Source organism: Streptomyces sp. NPDC001889, from assembly GCF_053594535.1.
Genome location: NZ_JBSFER010000015.1, coordinates 17,172 through 34,987 on the forward strand (window position 1 = coordinate 17,172; position 17,816 = coordinate 34,987).

The 17,816-nt window shown below is 72.7% G+C and carries 17 protein-coding genes; 3 read left to right on the plus strand and 14 right to left on the minus strand.

Annotation, left to right across the window (positions count from 1 at the left end; all coding sequences use genetic code 11):
• Positions 1–7 precede the first annotated feature (7 nt).
• Both ACWCRA_RS18480 and ACWCRA_RS18485 read right to left on the minus strand, forming a co-directional pair.
• On the minus strand, positions 8–1,198 hold the full coding sequence (locus ACWCRA_RS18480; RefSeq protein ID WP_351547516.1) for an acyl-CoA dehydrogenase family protein: 1,191 nt from the start codon (positions 1,196–1,198) through the stop codon (positions 8–10).
• A gap of 92 nt (positions 1,199–1,290) precedes the next feature.
• Positions 1,291–2,409: a serine hydrolase domain-containing protein gene (locus ACWCRA_RS18485; RefSeq protein ID WP_451068071.1), complete on the minus strand. Its 1,119-nt coding sequence runs from the start codon at positions 2,407–2,409 to the stop codon at positions 1,291–1,293.
• A gap of 278 nt (positions 2,410–2,687) precedes the next feature.
• Between ACWCRA_RS18485 and ACWCRA_RS18490 the strand changes: the two genes are divergently transcribed.
• Positions 2,688–3,755: an enoyl-CoA hydratase/isomerase family protein gene (locus ACWCRA_RS18490; protein ID WP_351547522.1), complete on the plus strand. Its 1,068-nt coding sequence runs from the start codon at positions 2,688–2,690 to the stop codon at positions 3,753–3,755.
• Between the two features lie 48 nt (positions 3,756–3,803).
• Here ACWCRA_RS18490 and ACWCRA_RS18495 read toward each other — a convergent pair whose 3' ends face one another.
• Complete coding sequence (locus ACWCRA_RS18495) at positions 3,804–4,601, minus strand: SDR family NAD(P)-dependent oxidoreductase (protein ID WP_351547525.1); 798 nt, start codon at positions 4,599–4,601, stop codon at positions 3,804–3,806.
• A gap of 67 nt (positions 4,602–4,668) precedes the next feature.
• Positions 4,669–5,310, minus strand: coding sequence for a TetR/AcrR family transcriptional regulator (locus ACWCRA_RS18500; protein ID WP_351547528.1), 642 nt, complete (start codon positions 5,308–5,310; stop codon positions 4,669–4,671).
• Between the two features lie 128 nt (positions 5,311–5,438).
• Here ACWCRA_RS18500 and ACWCRA_RS18505 point away from each other — a divergent pair, with 128 nt between their 5' ends.
• Both ACWCRA_RS18505 and ACWCRA_RS18510 read left to right on the plus strand, forming a co-directional pair.
• Positions 5,439–6,815 (plus strand): DHA2 family efflux MFS transporter permease subunit, encoded by a 1,377-nt coding sequence (locus ACWCRA_RS18505; RefSeq protein WP_351547531.1) that lies wholly within the window; start codon positions 5,439–5,441, stop codon positions 6,813–6,815.
• A gap of 81 nt (positions 6,816–6,896) precedes the next feature.
• Positions 6,897–7,721: an SDR family NAD(P)-dependent oxidoreductase gene (locus ACWCRA_RS18510; RefSeq protein ID WP_351547533.1), complete on the plus strand. Its 825-nt coding sequence runs from the start codon at positions 6,897–6,899 to the stop codon at positions 7,719–7,721.
• Between the two features lie 64 nt (positions 7,722–7,785).
• On the opposite strand, the gene ACWCRA_RS18515 is transcribed toward ACWCRA_RS18510, so the two are convergent.
• The 10 genes from ACWCRA_RS18515 to ACWCRA_RS18560 all read right to left on the minus strand — a co-directional run bounded on the left by ACWCRA_RS18515 (position 7,786) and on the right by ACWCRA_RS18560 (position 17,780).
• The gene (locus ACWCRA_RS18515; protein ID WP_451068072.1) at positions 7,786–9,009 is read right to left on the minus strand and encodes an MFS transporter; all 1,224 of its coding nucleotides are present in this window, start codon (positions 9,007–9,009) and stop codon (positions 7,786–7,788) included.
• Positions 9,002–10,012: an LLM class flavin-dependent oxidoreductase gene (locus ACWCRA_RS18520; protein ID WP_351547537.1), complete on the minus strand. Its 1,011-nt coding sequence runs from the start codon at positions 10,010–10,012 to the stop codon at positions 9,002–9,004. The genes ACWCRA_RS18515 and ACWCRA_RS18520 overlap by 8 nt, the downstream gene beginning before the upstream one ends.
• A 19-nt stretch (positions 10,013–10,031) precedes the next feature.
• The gene (locus ACWCRA_RS18525) at positions 10,032–11,270 is read right to left on the minus strand and encodes an FAD-dependent monooxygenase (RefSeq protein WP_451068073.1); all 1,239 of its coding nucleotides are present in this window, start codon (positions 11,268–11,270) and stop codon (positions 10,032–10,034) included.
• A 3-nt stretch (positions 11,271–11,273) separates the two neighbouring features.
• Complete coding sequence (locus tag ACWCRA_RS18530; RefSeq protein WP_351547542.1) at positions 11,274–12,221, minus strand: aromatase/cyclase; 948 nt, start codon at positions 12,219–12,221, stop codon at positions 11,274–11,276.
• A gap of 144 nt (positions 12,222–12,365) precedes the next feature.
• Positions 12,366–13,151: a 3-oxoacyl-ACP reductase FabG gene (gene fabG, locus ACWCRA_RS18535; RefSeq protein ID WP_351547545.1), complete on the minus strand. Its 786-nt coding sequence runs from the start codon at positions 13,149–13,151 to the stop codon at positions 12,366–12,368.
• A 19-nt stretch (positions 13,152–13,170) separates the two neighbouring features.
• Positions 13,171–13,440, minus strand: coding sequence for an acyl carrier protein (locus ACWCRA_RS18540; RefSeq protein WP_351547548.1), 270 nt, complete (start codon positions 13,438–13,440; stop codon positions 13,171–13,173).
• Between the two features lie 14 nt (positions 13,441–13,454).
• Entirely contained in the window at positions 13,455–14,684 is a 1,230-nt protein-coding gene (locus ACWCRA_RS18545) for a ketosynthase chain-length factor (RefSeq protein ID WP_351547551.1), read from the minus strand.
• A complete protein-coding gene (locus tag ACWCRA_RS18550; RefSeq protein ID WP_351547553.1) occupies positions 14,681–15,961 on the minus strand; it encodes a beta-ketoacyl-[acyl-carrier-protein] synthase family protein in 1,281 nt (426 codons plus the stop codon). The genes ACWCRA_RS18545 and ACWCRA_RS18550 overlap by 4 nt, the downstream gene beginning before the upstream one ends.
• Positions 15,958–16,284: a TcmI family type II polyketide cyclase gene (locus tag ACWCRA_RS18555; protein WP_351547556.1), complete on the minus strand. Its 327-nt coding sequence runs from the start codon at positions 16,282–16,284 to the stop codon at positions 15,958–15,960. The genes ACWCRA_RS18550 and ACWCRA_RS18555 overlap by 4 nt, the downstream gene beginning before the upstream one ends.
• A gap of 17 nt (positions 16,285–16,301) precedes the next feature.
• Positions 16,302–17,780 (minus strand): FAD-dependent monooxygenase, encoded by a 1,479-nt coding sequence (locus tag ACWCRA_RS18560; protein WP_351547559.1) that lies wholly within the window; start codon positions 17,778–17,780, stop codon positions 16,302–16,304.
• Between the last annotated feature and the right edge of the window lie 36 nt (positions 17,781–17,816).

Sequence of the window (17,816 nt, forward strand, 5' to 3'; positions counted from 1 at the left end):
GTGCGCCTCAGCGGCGGACGCGGGGCATCCCGAGGCCGATCCAGGAGATGATCTCGCGCTGGATCTCGTTGTTCCCGCCGCCGAAGGTGAAGATGACGGCCGACCGGTAGCCGCGCTCCAGTTCGCCGTGGAGGACGGCCGAGGCCGACCCCTCCTTGAGCGGGCCGGCCGCGCCGACGGTCTCCATCAGCCAGGCGTAGGCGTCGCGGCGGGCCTCGGAGCCGTACACCTTGACGGCGGAGGCTTCCTGGGGGGTGAGGGTGCCGTCCTGGACGGCGTTGACCATCTGCCAGTTCATCAGCTTCATCGCGTCGAGGCGGGCGTGGGTGCGGGCGAGCCGGCCGCGCACCCAGCCGAGGTCGATGACCCGGCGCCCGTCGGCGAGCAGGGTCTCGGCGGCCCAGCGCCGGACATCGCTCAGGGCGCGGATGGCGGTGGTCCCGTGGGCGGCGAGGGTGACGCGCTCGTGGTTGAGCTGATTGGTGATCAGCCGCCAGCCCCTGTTCTCGGCGCCGACCCGGCGGGTGGCCGGAACCCTGATGTTGTCGTAGTGGCTGGCGGTGGTGGAGTGCGAGGCGAGGGTGTTGATGAGGGTGCAGGAGTAGCCGGGGTCGGATGTCGGCACCAGCAGCATGGTGATGCCCTGGTGGGGCGGTGCCCCGGGGTCGGTGCGCACCGCGAGCCAGACCCATTCGGCGGTGTCGCCGTTGGTGGTCCAGATCTTCTGTCCGGTGACGGTGTAGTGGCCGCTCTCCTCGTCGCCCTCGCGGACGGCGCGGGTTCTGAGGGCGGCCAGATCGGTGCCGGCGCCGGGCTCGCTGTAGCCGATGGCGAAGTCGATCTCACCGGAGAGGATCTTCGGCAGAAAGTACGTCCGCTGCTCGTCGGTGCCGTAGCGCATGATCGTGGGGCCGACGGTGTTGAGCGCCATCAGCGGCAGCGGTACGCCCGCCTGGGCCGCCTCGTCGAAGAAGATGAACTGCTCCATGGGGCTGAGCCCCCGGCCGCCGTACCGGGTGGGCCAGCCGACGCCGAGCCAGCCGTCGGAGCCGAGCCGGCGGATGGTCCGGCGGTAGAAGCGCTTCTGCTCGGCGAGGTCGCCGTGGCGGGCGCGGACGCTCCCCGGCACCAGTCCGGCGAAGTAGGCGCGCAGTTCCGCGCGCAACCGCTGCTGCTCGGGTGTGTATGCGAGGTGCACGGCCCCTCCAGAGTCCCGTGGGCGTTCCCAGGCGCGGCGCACACAGTAGAACGTGTTGCAGGAATCCGGAAGGGCCATGGCTCCCGCGCCTGTCAGGCCCCGGTGCCCAGCGACGCGTACACGGCCTCGATCAGGGCCCTCTTGCGCGGGTCGTCGGCGAGGTCGGGGCCCATCCGGTTCATGACATAGCCGATGCTGATCCCGGCGTCCGGGTCGGCCAGGCCGAAGGAGCCGCCGAAGCCGTCGTGGCCGTAGGCGCGGGGGTTGGGGCCGAACGATCCGTGCTCGCCGCTCAGCCAGACACCGAGCCCCAGCTCCGTCTCGAAGGGGGTGCCGATGCCGAGGACCAGGTCGTGGCAGCGGCCCTGGCCCTCGCGGACGCGTTCGGCCGCGCCGGGCGAGAGCACTCCGCGGTCGCCCGCCAGGACGCCGTAGAGCGCGGCGACGGCACGGGCGGTGCCGTGGCCGTTGGCCGCGGGGAGGTGGGCCGCGCGCCACTCGGGGGTGTTGGCGTCCGCGCCGTCGATCGGCGGGTTGCCCAGTGCCGCCAGGACGAGCGGGGGCATCCGGGCCCGGAGCGCGCCGTGGTCGCTCGCGGCGGGCGGCGGGGGCTGCACCAGTTCGGCGGCGCGGCCCGCCTGGTCCTCGGGGAGGCCGATGGTGAAGTCGATCCCCAGCGGCCCGGTCACCTCCCGGGCCAGGAACTCCCCCGGGAGCAGGCCGGTGATCCGCCGCACCACCTCGCCGACGAGATGCCCGTAGGTCAGCGTGTGGTAGCCGGAGCGGGTCCCCGGCTCCCACCAGGGCGCGGTGGCGGCGAGCCGGGAGCAGGTCAGCTCCCAGTCATAGGCCTGTTCGAGGGAGTGGGGCTCGCGCAGCCCGGCGAGTCCGGCGCGGTGCGCGAGCAGATGACGTACCAGGACGCCGTCCTTCCCCGCGGCGGCGAACTCCGGCCAGTACGCGGCGACGGGGGCGTCCAGGTCGAGCAGGCCCCGGTCGGCGAGGAGATGGGCGCAGAGGGCGGTGGGCCCCTTCCCGGTCGACCAGACGTTGACGAGCGTCTCCCGCTCCCAGCGGCGGGTACGGGCCGCGTCGGCCCAGCCGCCCCAGAGGTCGACGGCGGTCCGGCCGCCCACGAGCACGGTCACGGCGGCGCCCAGTTCGCCGCGTTCGCGGAAGTTCTCCTCGAACGCGGTCCGCACCGCTCGCATGCGGTCGTCGCATATGCCGTCGACGCCAGGGACAGGGGGTGCGCTCGGGGACACGGTCGGCCCTCCCGGTTGAGGGCGGGCACGAGAGGCCCGCCGGTGTACGAGACGACGCGTAACCGTAGCCACTGGCCCGGCCGGCGAGAAGGGAGCGGCGCGGGCCTGACCCGCTCCGGCGGGAAACGGCCCACCGGCCGCCCCCCTCGCGCGGGCCGGTCCCCCCGAACGGCGAGGATGGGTTCACGAAGATCCTCCAAGCCCCTCCCCCGGAAGGACCCACGATGGCACCGGACCCGGCCGACCCCGTACTTCTGCGCACCGAGGGCCGCGCCGCCCACCTCGTCCTCAACCGCCCCCGCGCCCTCAACGCGCTCACCCGCCCCATGGTCCGCGCCCTGGCCGCCGCGCTCGACGCGTGGGAGGGGGACGCGGATGTCCGGACGGTGGTGATCTCGGGGGCGGGTGAGCGGGGGCTGTGCGCGGGCGGCGACATCCGGGCGATCCACGCGGACGCCGTCGCCGGCGGCCGGGAGTCGGTGGACTTCTGGCGGGACGAGTACCGGCTCAACGCCCGTGTCGCCCGCTTCCCCAAGCCCTACGCGGCGCTGATGGACGGCATTGTCATGGGCGGCGGAGTGGGTGTCTCGGCGCATGGGAGCGTACGGATCGTCACCGAGCGCTCGGTGGTGGCGATGCCGGAGACCGGGATCGGCTTCGTGCCCGATGTCGGCGGTACGCATCTGCTGGCGCGGGCGCCGGGTGAGCTGGGCACCCATCTGGCCCTGACGGGGCTCCCGGTGGGGGCGGCGGACGCGATGCTCTGCGGACTCGCCGACCGCTTCGTGCCGTCGGCGCTGCTGCCGGAGCTGTCGGCGGCCCTCGCCTCGGTGGAGCCCGAGGAGGCTCTGGAGCGGTACGCGCGCACCCCCGGCGCGGGTGAACTGGCCCGGCACCGGGCCTGGATCGACAGCTGCTACCGGGGGGACTCGGTGGAGCGGATCGTGGAGCGGCTGCTCGGGCACGGTGACCCGGCGGCCGGGGAGGCGGCGGCGACGATCCTCACCAGGTCGCCCACCTCGCTGAAGGTCACCCTCGCGGCGCTGCGCCGGGCTCGGGCGCTGGGAGCGCTGGAGCCGGTGCTGGAGCAGGAGTTCAGGGTGTCGTGCGCCGCGTTCGCGGCGCCCGATCTGGTCGAGGGCGTACGGGCCCAGGTCATCGACAAGGACCGCAGGCCGCGCTGGTCGCCCGCGGAGCTGTCGGGGGTGACGGAGGCGGCGGTGGAGCGGTTCTTCGCTCCGCTGCCCGAGGGGGAGCCCGGCCTCTTCGGCGGGCCCGGGGCGGTGAACTGACGGCGGGGGAGGCCCGCTGCGGGCCTCCCCCGCCGTCAGGCGGTGCGGTCAGACGGAGACGACGTGCCCGCCGTCCACCCGGAGGACGGTTCCGTTGATGAAGTCCGCGAAGGAGCCCGCGAGATACGCGATCGCCCCGGCGACCTCCTCGACCGTGCCGAATCGGCCGATGTCATTGGGCGCCCAGCTCTCGCTGGCCTTCGCCTCGATCTCGGACAGCTCACTGCCCCATCCCTGGGCGGGCCCCACTTCGAGCAGCCACTCCCGGACGTGTTCGACGAGAATCGGCCCGGGTGACACCACATTGGAGGTGACACCGGTCCCCTTGAGGTCGCGCGCGAGCGACACCGCGAGGTTGTGCCGGGCCGCGAGGGTGGCGGAGTACTGCGGCTGAATCGGCATGGGCTGCATGGCCACTCCCCCGCCGACCTGGATGACCCGCCCCCACTTCCGTTCGCGCATGCCGGGCACGAACGCGCGGATCATCCGGACCGCCGAGATCACATTGATCTGGTACGCCTTCGCCCACAGCTCCGGAGTGGTCTCGCTCCACGGCACGAGATCCGTGCCACCGGCGTTGTTGACCAGGATGTCGACAGGGCCGCCGGCCGCGGCCGCGCGGATGACCTCCGCCGCGCCCTCGTCGGTCGAGAGGTCGCCGATGGCGACATCGACCCGGTGGTTGTGGCCGCGTATCTTGTCGGCCACGGTCTCGGCCCGGTCGCGGTCGCGGCCGTGGACGACGACATCGGCTCCCTCGGCGGCCAGCAGTTCCGCCGCGGCCGCTCCGATGCCCGAGGTGGAGCCGGTCACTAACGCGCGCTTGCCTGCAAGGTTCAAGTCCACAGTAATCCTCAGTGAATATGACTGGATAAAGGTCGATCGGTGGGCCCCGGCAGGGGCCCCGGGCCGCTCACCGGGTGGCGAAGGCCCGCAGAAAGGTCTCCACGCCGCTGGTCACGGTCTCGTCGACGACGGACTGCGCCAGCGGACGGGTTCCCATGGCCGCCAGCACGGCCAGCCGGTCGGAGACCAGCGCCATGAACTGACTCGCGGCGCGCGTCGGATCGGGGAGATCCAGCAGCCCGCCGTTGGCCACCAGCGCCAGGCGCCCCGCCAGGGTGTCGAGCACCTCGGCGGAGCCGCGCAGCTGCACCTCTTCGTACAGCTCCGGGAAGCGCGCGACCTCGGAGTCGAGCAGCCGGCGCATCATCCAGGCGCGGTCGCTGCGCATGCACTCCACCAGCTGGTAGCCGACGCGCAGCAGTTCGTCCCGGAGGTTTCCGGGCTCCGCCGGCAGGGAGCGGACCGCCGCCAGTGGTCTGGCGTGCCAGTCGCCCGCCGCGTCGAGCATGACGGCGCGGAACAGGTTCTCCTTGCCGCCCAGATGGTTGTAGATCGTCGGTTTGGCGACACCCGCCTCGGCGGCGATCGCGTCGACGGTCGCGCCGGGGTAGCCGACTTCGCCGAAGACGCGGAGTGCCGCGTCCAGGATGGCCCGACGCTTGTCGAGCCTGCCACGCGATGACGTGACCTGAGTCTCCGTGAAGGCCATGTTGCGATGCTACCATCACGATGCTTAAAGTGAACTGGTTGGTTCAATCCAGTTAATGGAATTGGAAGTTAGACATGGCTCGTCAGTCAGAACCTCTTGACCCCGCGTTGCGCAAATTACTTGCCACCATGACCCTCGGCGCGTTCCTCGCGCTGCTGGACACGACCATCACCGGTGTCGGCATCCACACCCTGGTCGACGAGTTCGGCTCGACACTGGCGGCGATCCAGTGGGTCAGTACGGGATATCTCCTCGCCGTTGCCGTCTCCGCGCCGCTCTCCGGCTGGGCCATCGACCGCTTCGGCGCCCGCCGCATGTGGCTGGCCGGCCTGTCGGTCTTCGTCATCGGCTCCGTGGCCTCCAGCCTCGCCTGGGACGTGCCGAGCCTGATCGTCACCCGGATGATCACCGGTCTCGGTGGCGGCATGCTTGAGCCGATCATGCTCGCGACGCTCGCCCGCTCGGCCGGGCAGGAGCGGGTCGGCCGGGTGCTGGGGCTCGCCGCGATCCCGATGACGATGGGCCCGGTGGTGGGCCCGGTCGTCGGCGGACTGCTCCTGGAGACCCTGCCGTGGCAGTGGGTCTTCCTGATCAAGGTGCCGCTCGGTGTGCTGGCGATCGCGCTCGCCGTGCGGCTGATGCCGGCGGACGCACCGGACCCCGGCCAGGAGTCCCCGCGGCTCGATGTCCTCGGCGTCGTTCTGCTGCCGCCCGGCTTCGCCGCCCTGATGTACGCCCTGACCCAGGCTGTCGAGGGATTCACCACCCCGGTGATGCTCTCGGCCGCGCTCGGTCTCGTGCTCTTCGCCGGCTACGCCGTCCACGCGCTCAGGACCCGGCACGAGCCCCTGATCGATCTGCGGCTCTTCCGCAGCGGCGGGTTCTCCGCGAGCGTGGCCGTGCTCTTTCTCGTGGGCGCGGTGATGTTCGGCACGACGGTGCTGCTGCCGCTGTACTTCCAGCGGCTCGACGGACAGGGCGTGATGATGGCGGGGCTGCTGCTCGCCCCGTTCGGTCTCGGCGCCCTGGTCGGACAGCCGCTGTCGGGACGGCTCTCCGACCGGATCGGCGCCCGGCCGCTCGTCGGCGCCGGCGGTCTGCTGGTCGTTCCCGGCTATCTGCCCTACGCGCTCGGCATCGAGGGCGTTCTCGCGGTCGCCGGGCTGGTCGTCGTCGGGTTCGGGCTCGGGATCGCCGCCGCGGCCACCATGGGCGCGGTCTACCGCACCGTCCCGCCCACCGCGACCTCGCGCGCCACCGGGGTGCTCTTCATCGTCCACCAGATCGGCGGCGCGCTCGGAATCGCCCTGCTCACCCTCGTCCTCCAGACGAGGGAGGAATCGGTGCCGCTGGGCTCCGCGTTCCAGGGCGCGTTCTGGTGGCTGGTGGGGGCGGGGCTGGTCATCGCCATCGCCTCCAGGGTGCTGCCCGCGCGGCCCGCGCCGACCGAGCCGGCACCACCCGGAGAGAAGGCCGGGGCCGCACCCGTTCCCGAGCAGGCGTGACCAGGTCGCGCACGGCACATCCGACGGTCTCGCGCCCACGGGCGTCCGAGGCATGACCGAGGAACCGAGGAAGAGGACAACGTGACGAAGACCTTTGTGATCACCGGTGGCACCGACGGCATCGGCGCCGCCCTCGCCCGGGCGCTGTTCGCCCGGGGTGACCACGCCGTGGTGCTGGGAAGGGACCGGGAGAAGGGGGAGGCGCTGCTCAAGGAGGCGGCGGACTCGCCGGGGAGCGCCGACTTCGTCGCCGCGGACCTCGGTCTCGTGTCGGAGACCCGGCGCACCGTCCAGGAGCTGGCCGAGGCCCATCCCAGGATCGACGGCCTCGTCTTCTGCGCCCGCTTCTTCCGGAGCGAGCGGCATGTGACCTCCGAGGGGTTCGAGCACAACTTCGCGCTGTTCTACCTCAGCCGTCTGCTCTTCGGCTCGGGACTGCGCGAGGCGCTGGAGCGGGGCCGGCAGCCGGTCATCGTCAATGTCGCGGGACCGGGTCACGACACCCCCATCGACTGGGACGATCTCCAGACCGCCCGTGACTACGACGGCGTGCGGGCGATGTTCGTGACCGGACGGTTCAACGATCTGCTCGGTGTCCGGTTCGCCCAGCTCCACGGCGAGGGACCGGTGAAGTACGTGCTCTTCCACCCGGGGACGACCTCGACGAGCTTCGCCGGCGCGTTCGACCCCCGGACCGCCGAGTTCATCGAGAGCCAGAAGGCGCGGGCGAAGCCCGCCGTCGACGTGGTCCCGCCGCTCCTCAGGGTCCTCGACGGCCCGCCGCCGGGGCCGCTGAGCGCGTTCAACATGTATCAGAGGCTCCATGTGCAGAACGAGCTGTTCTCGCCCGCGTCGGCGGAGCGGCTCGCGACGATGACCGAGGAGCTGCTCCGTCCCCACCGGTGACGACGGCGGAGGGGACGGGCCCCCGGGCCCGCCCCCTCCGCTCCGGCTCCGCTCCCCGCCGGGCTCAGCCCGGTCGCACCGGCTCGCGATGGCGGCCCTCGCGCGGCCCGGTGCACGCGGTCACGACACCGAGCGCGCCGACGAGCGCGATGACCGCCAGCGCGGGCCGGTAGCCGTCGGTGGTGCTCAGCACGGCGGCGACCAGCGGCAGCATCACCACGCTGCCGAGCTGGACACCCGTCTGATAGAGCGGCACGGCCACCGCGCGCAGGGCGGGTTCGACACTCGACGCCGCCTGCATGTTGAGCGCCGCGAAGGAGAACACGAAAGCGGCCCCGACCAGCGCCAGCACCGGCAGCAGCCCGGTGGCGTACGGGACCGGGTCCGGGCGCAGCAGGGCGAGGAGCTGTCCCGCGAGGGCGACCGCCGCCCCGGCGGTGATCAGCCGTCCCGTGCCGAACCGCTGGACCAGACGGCCGGCGAAGGGGACGGAGACGGCCAGCGGCACACAGGCGGGGAGCAGCGCGAGGGCGATCTGCCAGGGCCGCCAGCCGAGTTCGCCGCTCGCCCGGAAGGTGACCAGCAGCAGCAGGCCGATGTAGGTGCCGTTGAGCGAGGCGGCGCCCAGGGCCGAGCGCATCAGCGGGCCGTTGCGCAGCAGGGACGCGGGGAGCCGGGGCGGCGCCTGCCGCCCGGTGCGCGGGATGACCCGGATTCCCCAGACGAGCAGGATCAGGGCGACCGGTGCGGGGAACAGAAAGGTCCAGCGCCAGCTGTCGGTGACGAACCACCCGGAGAGCAGCAGCCCGAGCGTGAAGCCGGCCGCGCCGAAGAGGGAGTAGACCGACACCGCCCGGCGCTGCCTGGGGCCCTGGGGGAAGGTGGTGCCGATCAGGGCCAGGCCGGCGGGGGCGGTCAGCGCGGCGCACGCCCCCTTGACCACCCGGGACGCGATGAGGAGCGCGGTGTCATCGCTCACCCCGCCGACGACCGAGGCCGCGGCGAACACCAGCATCGCGGTGAGACAGAGGCGGCGCAGGCCCCAGCGGGCGGAGAGGACCGGCCCGAGCATCAGCATGGCGGCGAACCCGAGGGCGAAGCCGCTCATCAGCCACTGGACCGCCCACAGACCGAGCCCCAGATCGGCGCTGATCGCGGGCAGCGCCACCAGCACCACCGAGACCTCGACGGCGTCGAGAAGCATGTTCCCCGAGAGGACGAAGAGCAGGGCCCAGTGGCCGCGCCCGGCCCCGGTGACGGCCCCCCGCACGGCCGGCGCGTCACTCACCGGCCGGCGCCGTCGTCCCCGGCCCGGCTCCGGCGGCCTTCGCCAGGTGCGCCGGCAGCTCCTCGCTGATCAGTTCGATGTTCCTGACCACCAGATCGTCCGGCATTCCGGCGACGCTCGCCCAGAAGATGAGGTGCTCGACCGGAAGTCCCGCCGTCCGCTCGTGGATGCGCGCCGCGGCCTCCTCCGGGGTGAGGATCTCCAGGGTGCCCCACGATCCGTCGGCCGGCCGGTCGGGGAAGTCCCCGGGAGTGAGCAGCGGGGGCCTCGGGCGGTCGGTGCCCTCCACCGAGCCCTGCCGGTAGGTGTTCATCTGGTGCGCGAGATGGGGGGCGACGCGCGGCCAGGCGGCCTCGGGATCGTCCGCGAGGATCACCGGCAGCAGATCCGACACCCGGGCGATCGACGGATCGTGGCCGCCCTCGACCAGTCCGGCGCGGTAGTGCGGGAACATCTCGGGCGATATGTGCAGCAGACCGATGCCGAGCCTCCCCGCGATCCGCGCGCCGCGGGGCCCGTAGAACCCGCCCCACAGGGGCAGCGGGCGCTGCGCGGGCACGGGGCTGATACCGCCCTCCTCCCAGAGCCTGCGGACCTCCCGGATGTTCTCCTCGACCCGGGTGAAGCGGCGGCCGAAGTCGGCGTCGAAGAGCGCGTACTCCGGGACGCGGTACCCGGCGCCGAAGCCGATCTCCAGCCTGCCGCCGCTGATCAGATCGACGATCGCGGCCTCCTCGGCGAGCTGGGCGGGCTTGCGCAGATTGGGCAGCAGTACGGCGGTGCCGATCCGGACGTCACGCGTCCGGGCCGCCGCCGCGGCCGCGAAGGTCAGCGGCTGCGGCAGATAGCCGTCCTCGAAGAGGTGGTGCTCGGTGAACCAGATCCCGCCCGCGCCGCGCCGGTCCGCCTCTTCGCAGTACTCCAGCGAGCGGGCGTAGTGGTCGGTCCACGGCCGGTGCCACGCATCCGGATTGCGCAGGTCGAAGAGAAGTCCGACGTTCATGCTCTGGTCTCCGTCTCGTCTAGGAAGTGGTCAACGGGGTCTGCCGCGCCGGCTCCGCCGGGTCGCCGGCCGGGGCCCGGGGGGTGTCGAGTCCGCTGATGGCGCGCGCCAGACGGCGGCGGACCGCCGGGAACTCCAGGAGGTCGGCGAAGGTCTCCCGGAGCCCCTCCACCTCGGGCCCGCCGAGCAGCAGGAGGGACTGCGCCTGGATATGGGTGAGCGCGCGGGCCCCGACGGGGTGGCGCTCCTCGTGGTATCCGTCGAGCCGGGCGCCGTCCGCCCCGCCGGCGAGCCGTGCGGCGAGGTGCGAGCCGAGCGCGGCGGCGTCCTGGAGACCGAGGTTGAGCGCCTGTCCCCCGACCGGCATCTGGACATGGGCGGCGTCGCCCGCGAGCAGTACCCGGCCGCGGCGGTACCGCGTCACCTGGCGGAGGGTGTTGTCGAAGGCGTTGAGCCACAGCGGCACACCGCCCCCGATGTCCTCGCCCGTCACCCGCGCCCAGGCCGCGCGGACCTCGTCGAACCCGGGCGGTCCGGAGCGGTTCCCGGGAGCGGTGCCGAACACATGCACCATCACGCGGGTGCTGCCGTCCGGCCAGCGGTGCGCGGTGGCGAGCCCTTCGGGCAGGCGCTCGAACCGGCGGTCCGGGATGTCGATGCCGGCGACATCGGCCCGCAGCATCTCCCGGGTGGCCGCCGCTCCGGCGAAGTCGAAGCCGGCGAGCCGCCGCACGGTGGACCGCCAGCCGTCGCAGCCGACGGCGTGGAGGGCGGTCAGCCGCTCCACGGAGCCGTCGGCCGCGACGGTCTCGGCCCGCACATGGTCCCCGCGGTCCTCCAGCGCGACCAGCCGCCGGCCGCGCCGCACGGGGGTGCCGAGCGCGGTGGCCCGCTCGTGGAGGACCGCTTCGAGGCGGGTCTGGGGGCACTTCCACTGTCCGGCGTACGGATGGCCGGGGTCGGCCCCGGTCAGGTCGAGGCGGATGCCGCCGAAGTGTCCGGGACCGCCGTCCGGGAGTTCTCCGAGCCGGTCGAGAACGCCCCGCTCGGCGAGCACCTCCATGGTGCGGGCGTGGAGGGTGGAGGCCCGCGACTCCGTCATCGGCGCCGTGAGCTGTTCCACCACGACGGCGCGCACTCCCCGGGCGCGCAGATCCCCGGCGAGCAGGAGTCCCACCGGCCCGGCGCCGACGACGACCACCTCGGCGTCGACGGCCGGGCCGTCGGCGTCCCGGGCCCGGGACGGCGGTTCGGGCATCGGTCAGCGCCGCCCTTCCGCGTACCGCGTGGCGTGGGCGAGGGTGGCGCGGCTGTTGGTCCCGAGGGCGTTGCGGATGAAGTCCCGGGCCTCGGGGACGCCCGCGCCGGGGCCGAGGATGTCGGTGATCCGCTCGGGATTGATCACCACGGTGTGCTGCGACGAGGCGGTGGTGGAGCCGTCGGAGTCCTCCTCGAACTGCCAGTACCCGGTGTGCAGGGTCATCAGCGGCGGCAGCGTGGTCTGTTTGTAGGCGATCCGCCGGTGGGGGAAGCAGACCCGGACCGACTCCGTGGTGTGCGCGGCGCCGTCCTTGGTGAGCGTCTCCATCCGCAGCACCTGGAGTCCCGGCGCGTCCTCGGTGAGCTTCACCTCCCGGACGTGGGGGAGCCGCTCCGTCCACCGGTCGGCCTCGTTGACGAAGTCGTAGAGGTCCTCGGCGGAGCCGGCGACCCGGACGGAGTCGACGAAGGACAGGGTCAGCTCCTCGGTTCTGGTGGCCTGTTCGAGCCCGGCCTTGAGGGAGGGGAGTTCGGACCGGCTGTTCTCGTCGACGGCCCGGTCGATCCAGGCGAGCTTGTCGGGGTCGTCGTCCACGGCCCGGTAGGTGTGCAGCAGACGCAGCAGGGTCTCGTCCTCGCCGCGCGGCTCGATGACCCAGGTGCCGCTCATCGACGCCACCGGAGGGGCGGAGACCTCCTGCCGGAATTCGATTCTCAGCTCGCCGGGGTGGAGCCGGCGGATCGAGGTCCAGTTCTTGGCCTCGCCGTTGGCGGTGGCCCAGATCCGTATCCGCTCCTGGTCCACGTCGCGCTCCAGGACCTCGACATGGACGGACGGCGGGAACAGCCTGGGCCAGTTCTCCACTTCGGCGAGCAGCCGGTAGACCTCCCGGGCGTTCGCCCGGACGGTGATCTCGTGTTCGACCTCACGGCCGCTTTGGGGCGACACGGACTTCTCCTCACATCGTTGCGGTGGACCGGAACGGAACCGGGTGGGCCGGGGAGGGCCCGGGTGGGCCGGGAAGGGCCCGGGTGGGCCGGGAAGGGCCCGGGTGGGCCGGGAAGGGCCCGGGTGGGCCGGGAAGGGCCCGGGTCAGAAATTGCCGAGCCCTCCGCAGACATTGAGCGCCTGCGCGGTGATCGGGGCCGCGAGATCCGAGGCGAGATAGCCCACCAGCCCGGCGACCTCCTCCGGTGTGGAGTACCGGCCGAGGGGGATCTTGGCCTGGAACTTCTCCAGGATGGCGTCCTCGGTGCTGTCGTACGCCGCCGCGTAGCCCTGGCGGACGCGCTGTGCCATGGGCGTCTCGACATACCCGGGGCAGACGGCGTTGACGGTGACACCGGTCGGGGCCAGTTCATTGCCCAGGGCCTTGGTGAAGCCGACGACTCCGTGCTTGGAGGCCGAGTAGGGGGCGCCCAGCACCACCCCCTGTTTGCCCGCGGTGGAGGCGATGTTGATGATCCGCCCCCGGTCCTTCCGCCGCATGCCGCCGGCGTTGAGCACTTCCCGGGTCACCGTGAAGACACTGGTGAGATTGGTCGCGATGACGTCCTCCCACAGCTCGTCGGAGAGGTCGGCGGTCACCCCTCCCCCGCTGCGCCCCGCGTTGTTGACCAGGACGTCGATCGTCCCGAAACGGGTGACCGCGGCCCGGACCAGCGCGGTGACGTCGGCCGGCGACCGCACATCGGCGGCGGTGCCGTCCACATCGAGCCCCTCGGCCCGGAGCGTCTTGACCGTGGCGGCCACCGCGGCTCCGTCCCGGGCGCAGAGGAAGACGCGGTGCTGCCGCTCGGCGAGCAGCCGGGCGCTGGCGAGTCCGATACCGCTGGTCGCGCCGGTGACCAGGGCGACCCTGCGCGTGTTCTCCGTCATGGTCCTGCTCCTTCTCGGTTCAGACGGCCCGCGCGGCCGGCAGCTGGGTGTTGACGAGGCCGACCAGCTCCCGGGGCGTGCGCGCCCGGCCGAAGGCCTCCTCGTCGAGGCTGATGCCGTACGTCCGCTCGATCCGGCCGGCGGTCTCCAGCAGCGCGAGGGACTCGTATCCGAGGTCGTCGAAGGGGATGTCGTTGATGTCGGCGGAGAGGTCGACGCCCTCGTCCGCGCCGGCGCCCTCCAGAAGGATGGTCCTGAGGTCACCGAGGGTGAATTCCGTGTCCGGCATGGTGTTTCCTTTCCTCACGGCTGAGCGGGACGGGCGGCGCGGACGACCATGGCGGAGTTGAATCCGCCCTGGCCGCGCGCGAGCACCAGGGCACTGCGCAGGGCGGCGGGGCGCGGGGCGCCGGTCACCAGGTCGATGTCGTGGCCGGCGGCGGGCGTGGTGCCCGTCGTCGGCGGGATGACGCCGTCGCGGATCGACAGGAACGCGGCGGCGAGGTCGAGGGGACCGGCTCCGGAGTAGAGGCGTCCGGTCATGGTCTTCGGTGCGGTGACCGGTACCCCGCGCGGTCCGAAGACCTTGGCGATCGCCTCGGACTCGATCCGGTCCAGCTCCGGGACCGCCGCGGCGTCCGCGAAGACGACATCGATGTCGCCGGGCTCGGCCGAGGCGTCCTCCAGGGCCCCTTCGATCGCGGTCTGGAGGGTCGGGCCCCGGCCGCCGCCCGGGCGGGGGTCCACGGTGGAGGCGTGACCGGCGATCTCGCCGTAGACGCGCGGGGCGTCGCGCCCGATGGCGTGTTCGGCGCTCTCCAGCACCAGCAGCGCGCCGCCCTCGCCGGGGACATGGCCCGCGGCCCGGTCGTCGAAGGGGAGATAGGCCCGTTCGGGATCGTCGGCGGTGCTGAGCCGGCCGCCGCTGAGCTGGGCGACCCAGCCCCAGGGGCAGATCGAGGCGTCGACCGCGCCGGAGATCACCATCCCGGTGCCCTTGCGGATCTGCCGGCGGGCCTGGGCGATGGCGTCGATGCCTCCGGCCTGGTCGCTGACGACCACGCTGCTCGGTCCGCGCAGGCCGCTGCGGATCGAGATCTGCCCGCTGTTCACCGCGTAGAACCAGGCGAAGGACTGGTACGCGCTGACGTACTGCCCGCCCTTGCTCCACAGCGCCCGCAGCTCGTTCTGGCCGAATTCGAAGCCGCCGGAGTGGCTCGCGGTGATGACACCGACGTCGTAGTCGGGCTCCCGGGCCGGGTCGACGCCCGCGTCCTCGAACGCCCAGTCCGCGCTGACCAGGGCGAGGCGGGTCATCCGGTCGGTCTGGGGCAGCAGCCGGCCGGGCAGATGGTCCTCCGCGGTGAATCCGGTGATCTCGCCGGCCAGCCGCGACGGGTAGGAGGAGGGGTCGAACCGGGTGATCCGGCCGATGGCACCGCGACCGGCGAGGGTCGCCGACCAGTGGGCCTCGATGCCCAGTCCCGTCGGCGCGGCCACACCGAGTCCGGTGACCCAGGTCCTGGTGGTCATCGCGGGCTCCGATCGGGGTTCGCCAGCACCACGGCGCTCTGGAAGCCGCCGAATCCGCTGCCTACCGAGAGAACCGCGTCGGTCCGGTGGTCGCGGGCGGTCAGCGGGACGTAGTCCAGGTCGCACTCCGGGTCGGGGGTGTGCAGATTCGCGGTCGGCGGGACGACGTCATGGGTCATCGCCAGCACGGAGGCCGCGATCTCGATCGACCCGATGGCGCCGAGCGAGTGTCCGACCATGGACTTGATGGAGCTGACCGGGGTCCGGTGGGCGTGGTCGCCGAGGCTCCTCTTGAACGCGGCGGTCTCGTGCCGGTCGTTCTGCTTGGTGCCGGAGCCATGGGCGTTGATGTAGTCGATGTCCTGCGGGTTGAGCCGGGCCTCGTCGAGCGCGACCCGGATGGCCTCGGCCATCTCCCGGCCGTCGGGGCGCAGACCGGTCATGTGGAAGGCGTTCGACCGGGTGGCGAAGCCGGCGATCTCGGCGTGGACGCGGGCGCCGCGCGCCCGGGCGCTCTCCAGGTCCTCCAGGACGAAGACGGCGGCGCCCTCGCCCATGACGAAGCCGTTGCGGCTGGCGTCGAAGGGCCGCGAGGCGTGCTCGGGATCGTCGTTGCGGGGGGTGGTCGCCCTGATGGCGTCGAAGCACGCCACGGTGATGGGGGAGATGGGCGCGTCGGTGGCGCCCGCGATCATCACATCGGCCGAGCCCTCGCGGATCAGGTCCGCCGCGTAGCCGACGGCGTCCAGCCCGGAGGTGCAGCCGGTGGAGACGACCGTGGCGGGCCCCTCGGCCCCCACCGCCCAGGCGACCTCGGTGGCGAAGGAGCTGGGGACCAGATAGTTGTAGAGATGCGGCACGGCGTAGGTGTGGTCGACCAGTTCCAGCCGTCCGCCGTCGCTGACGGTGCGGTACTCCTGGTCCAGGCCGGTGGTCGCGCCGACCGCGCTGCCGATCGTCACACCGGTGCGGTGCGGGACGAGCGCGTCGAACCCGAGCCCGCTGTCGGCGACCGCTTCCCGCGCGGTGACCACGGCGAACTGGGCGGCCCGGTCCATCCGCCGGATCTCCTGGGGCGTCAGCCCGGACAGTTCGGCGTCGAAGTCGACCTCGGCGGCGATCTGCGAGCGGAAGGGCGCCGGGTCGAAGAAGGAGATGCGCCGCGTGGCGGTGCGTCCGTCGGTGAGCAGCTTCCAGAAGTTCTTGACCCCCTGTCCGCCCGGGGCGGTCACCCCCATGCCGGTGATCACGACCCGGCGGCCCTGCCCGGTGCTCATGACGCCTGCCAGTGGTAGAAGCGCTGTGCCATCGCGTCCGCCGGGGAGCGCCAGGTCGCGGGGTCGTAGGCCTCGATGTACGGCTTGAGGTCCTCGCTGACGCGGAGGAAGCGGGGGTCGGTCTTCGCCCCCTCGATCGCTCCGGCGCCGCTGTCCTCGTCGAAGTCCTGGAGGTGGAAGTAGAGGCCCCGGTAGCTGAAGAGCTCCCGGCGCCGGGTGCCCATCCGGCCGGGCATGTCGCTCCGGTCGAAGGCGTCGAACAGTCCGGCGACCCGGTCGGCGGAGGTGGGGGCCATACGGGCCACTATCAGCGTGCTGTACATCGTTCCCCTTCGTGTTCTCATGGCCGGCCGTCTCGGCGGGCCGGTCCGAACCAGCGGTTCAGGGCCATCGGGAGGTCGGCGTGGGTGCCGGGGGCGGCCCAGGCGACATGTCCGTCGGGGCGGATCAGCAGCGCCGCGGTTCCGGCGGGTACGCCGCTGTCCGGCAGGTGGTGCGGTTGCCCCGTCACCACGTCGATCCGGTCGGTCCATCCGTGCGCGCGCCGGCGCAGGGTGGCGTTGTCGTCGAGATCCAGGAGCACTCCCCGGGCGGGCCGGAGCAGTTCCGCGCTGCTGGTGCGCCTCCCGTCGCGGGTGAGCGCGAGGTCCGGCATGCGCGCGCCCAGCAGGGGGTGCTCGCCGCCGCCCATGTCGTAGCGGATGTCCAGGCCGCTGACGCGGGCGGCGAGATGCCGCTGGACCTCGGTCTGGTCGAGGAGTTCGGCGAGGACCTCGCGCACGGGGGCCGCGTCGGCGCCGCCGAGCATGAGCATGCTCTGGGCCCGGGTGTTCGCCAGCAGCCTGCGCCCGATCTCGTGCCGCTCCCCGTGGTAGCTGTCCAGCAGGTCCCGGGGGCCCGTGCCGCGTACCGCGGCGGCGAGCTTCCAGCCGAGGTTGACCGCGTCCTGGATGCTGGTGTTCATGCCCTGCCCGCCGGCGGGCAGATGGATGTGCGCGGCGTCGCCGGCCAGCAGCACCCGGCCGCGCCGGTACTCGGTTACCTGGCGCGCCGCGTCGCCGAAGGCGCTGACCCACACCGGCTCCGCGTGGGAGATGTCGATGCCGGTCAGACGCTTCCAGACATCGGCCACCTCGCTGAAGTCGGGCGGTCCGGTCCGCTTCTTCGGCGGCGCCCCGCGCTCGCCGACGATGATCCGGTGGATGTCCCCGGGCAGCCGGGCCACCATCACCATGCCGTCGCCGGTCTGTTCACCGGTCATGCGCGGCTGGAGCTCCACTCCCCTGATGTCGGCGAGGAAGAGTTCGGTGGAGGCGGGGGTGCCGGGGAAGTCGAAGCCCGCAGCCTTGCGCGTGGTGCTGCGCCCGCCGTCGCAGCCGACCAGATACCGGGCACGGAGTGCCCGGCCGGTACCGCCGACGAGGACATTGACCCCGTCCGCGTCCTCCGCGAATCCGGTGAACTCCTGTCCGCGCCGGATGTCGGCGCCGAGTTGCCGTGCCCAGCTCTCCAGGACGGCCTCGGTCGTCGACTGGGGTACGGTCCGGGCCGCGCCGTGGCCCGCGCCCAGCAGGCCGAGGTCGAGCGGAAGGCCGCCGAAGTGCCCCGCCGTGCTGGTCCGGATCTCACCGAAGCGGGGGAGCAGACCCCGCTGGTCGAAGACCTCCATCGTACGGATGGTGAACCCGATGCCGCGCGACTCCCCGGTGGGGCGGGGCAGTTGGTCGAGCACGATGACATCGACGCCCGCCAGGCGGAGTTCCCCCGCCAGCATGAGCCCCGCGGGCCCGGCACCGACGACAATGACTGAAGCGTCCATGGTGTTCTCCAGAAGAGGGCGGCGTCGGCGTGAGCG